The sequence below is a fragment of the Chitinophaga sp. genome, from assembly GCF_035564935.1.
Taxonomy (GTDB): domain Bacteria; phylum Bacteroidota; class Bacteroidia; order Chitinophagales; family Chitinophagaceae; genus Chitinophaga.
This window is the reverse complement of sequence record NZ_DATMTE010000456.1, coordinates 1-2,971: the sequence shown is the minus strand read 5'-3', so window position 1 is coordinate 2,971 and position 2,971 is coordinate 1. Positions and strand designations below refer to the sequence as shown.

At 49.3% G+C, this 2,971-nt stretch carries 2 protein-coding genes; one reads left to right on the top strand and one right to left on the bottom strand.

Features of this window, described 5'->3' with window-relative positions; genetic code table 11:
- The first annotated feature begins 32 nt into the window (after nt 1-32).
- Nucleotides 33-2,558 carry a glycosyl hydrolase 115 family protein gene (locus VN105_RS11785; protein ID WP_325641063.1) on the top strand — a complete coding sequence of 842 codons (2,526 nt, stop codon included), beginning with the start codon at nt 33-35 and terminating at the stop codon, nt 2,556-2,558.
- 45 nt (nt 2,559-2,603) lie between these two features.
- Here VN105_RS11785 and VN105_RS11780 read toward each other — a convergent pair.
- Nucleotides 2,604-2,971: hypothetical protein (locus VN105_RS11780; RefSeq protein ID WP_325641061.1), on the bottom strand; the 368-nt coding region annotated here is incomplete at its 5' end.

Genomic DNA, 2,971 nt, shown 5'->3' with positions numbered 1-2,971 from the left:
GACACACATCCTGCTAAAATAAATCGTTACTGATGCCGCGTACCCATTTATCAACCTGTTACAACTTCCTGTTCTTTTGCGTATGCCTGTTTTCCGCTGCTGTTACCGTAGTTGCCCAGGAAAAACCCATCACTGTTTCTTTTGAAAAAGCCCCCGGCAGTTTTCCCCTTGCGGTTAACAATCAGGTAGCCACTTTTTTTTATGATTCACTGGATGCGGCCGTGGTAGCCATTGCAGTAAAAGCATTGAAAAACGATATCAGCAGTATGACAGGCTTTGAATCAGCTGACGTTCACACTCCCGCATCTGTAAAATACCCGGTAATGGCAGGCACAATCGGAAGATCATCTTTCATTGATCAATTGGTAAAATCCGGTAAACTGTCAATAGCTGAGGTGAGTGGTAAATGGGAAACATTCGGCATCAGCCTCGTGACTAACCCGGTGAAAGGAGTGGAAAAAGCGCTGGTGATCTACGGAAGCGATGCGAGGGGAACCGCGTTCGGAATATTTGAACTGTCCAGGATGATAGGCGTGTCTCCGCTGGTATGGTGGGCGGATGTGACACCGGCGCAAAGGAAGGAAATATATCTCACAGGAAGCAAAAGCATTTATGGCCCTCCATCAGTGAAGTACCGGGGAATATTTATCAATGATGAAGATTGGGGAATGCACCCATGGGCTGCCAAACATATGGACACTGTTATAAAAGATATTGGCCCCCGTACCTACGAGAAGGTGTTTGAACTGATGCTGCGGATGAAGGCAAATTATATCTGGCCAGCCATGCATCCCTGCACCAAATCGTTTTGGTTTTACCCGGAAAACCCGGAACTGGCCCGTAAGTACAGTATAGTGCTGGGCGCCAGTCATTGCGAACCGCTTTTGCGGGGAAATGTGTTTGAATGGAGCCGTCATTTTGAGCAGGAGTACGGGGAGAAGCGCGGTGAATGGCGGTATGACGTGAACAGGAAGCAGATCGACCGGTACTGGAGCGACCGCGTGATACAATCCCGTAATAATCCCGCCGTTTATACGGTAGGGATGAGGGGAATCCATGATAGTGACATGCCCGGACCGGATTCGAAGGAAGGGAAGAAGACACTGCTGGAAGAAGTGATCCGGAACCAGCGTAATTTATTGAGAGATGGTCTTGGTAAACCAGCTGCCGAAGTACCGCAGATATTTTGCCCGTATAAAGAGGTGCTTGACCTCTACCGGTTGGGAATGGAACTGCCCGACGACATTACGCTGGCATGGGCGGATGATAATTATGGATATATACGGCAGTGTTCCGATCCGCAGGAACAGAAAAGATCCGGCGGCAGCGGCGTGTACTATCACTTTTCTTATTGGGGCGCCCCGGAAGATTTCCTGTGGTTGTCTAGCATTTCGCCTGCATTGGCCAGCTACGAACTGACCAAAGCCTGGCAGCTGAATGCTCAGCGGTTGTGGGTGTTCAACGTAGGAGATATCAAGCCGGCTGAAATGGAAATGCAGTTTGCAATGGACCTGGCCTGGGATGTACAGCAATGGTCGCCCGAAAAGGCGTATTTATACCCTGAGTATTGGGCGGAGCAAACCTTTGGAAAGGAAGCCGCTAAAAGCATCGCATATATTAAGCAGGCATATTACCGCCTTGCTGCATCGGGAAAACCGGAGCATCTCGACCGTATCACCTTTACACCGGAAGAAATAAAAGAGCGCTTAAACGACTATCATCAACTGGTAGCCGCCACTATGGAAGCCGGAACGCATATCCCGGAAAGGCTGAAGGATGCCTGGTTCCAGCTGATTAGTTATCCCGTGCAGGCTGCCGCCGCCATGAATGATAAAGTGCTTTATGCAAGGGAAAGCCTGCGCCTGGCCGTTGCCGGAGATAGTACGGCGCTGGTATATGCAGAAAGATCAAAGTCGGCTTACGAAACTATTCAGCAATTAACCACTAAATACAATAAGGAAATAGCCGGTGGAAAGTGGGATGGAATAATGGACGCTGCCCCCCGCAAACGTAAGGTCTTTGACATGCCCGCAACGGCTACCCCGGAAATGATCAAAACGCCGGTTACCGGCCAGGCTGCCCCGGTTACCTCACAGGTGATCTCTGTACCCGCAGCCGCCTATCTGGCAAAAGGCAACGACAACGGCGCATTGAAAACCATTGAAGGGTTGGGCACAGGAAAGAGTGGGTTAACCGTGTGGCCAATGCTGATAAGATCTTTTGGTGAAAAAGATATTGCAACAGCGCCGTATGCCGACTATAAAATCCCGGTTGTAAAAGGCAGGAACCGGATAACGGTGAGATGTTTACCCAACTTCCCTTTATATACGGGAATGTACCTGCGTTGCGCTATTTCCGTAAACGGCGCGGCGCCGGTATTTATGAACCTTGCCAACCCTGCAGAAACAACCGCCTGGGCTGTTAATTTACTAAGAGGGTATGCCGGAGGAGAAATTATCTGTAACAGCGATTCAAACGGCGAAAAGATGATCCGTATTTATTTCCCTGATCCCGGCCTGGTGGTAAACAGCATTGCCGTGTCATCGCTTCTTCCTTAACAAAATAATAAAAAGGAAATGCAGCGCCGTTTGCCCCGACCTGTGTCAAAGACCGCCAAATATCTCCGCATAGCGTTTCCTGTCTACCCCGTTTTCTCCTTTCCATCCGCCTAAAGGCAGGATAATGTCGGAGCGGAAGGAGGTGGTCAGGTTTTCACTTGCCTTCCACAGTTCTTTCTGAGTGACGAATGCCTCGTATCTGGGCTTTATGAATGTAGTGGGTAGTATGCCGCATTCTGCAAGTGTTTGTAAGATCCCGTAGCGTTTGTATTTATCTGTTTGATCCAGCACCTTATGTGAAGCCATTCTCTTCTCCAGTTTCCCCGGGGTTTCTTTTGCATCTGCCGCTGCAATGAAGTCCAGCAGCTCCGCTGATTTTTGTTTATCCGTATTGTTAACGGCGGGTATATCAA

Coding starts and splice junctions, on each gene's coding strand:
- VN105_RS11785 (WP_325641063.1), top strand. CDS start 33: ATGCCGCGTACCCATTTATCAACCTGTTACAACTTCCTGTTCTTTTGC.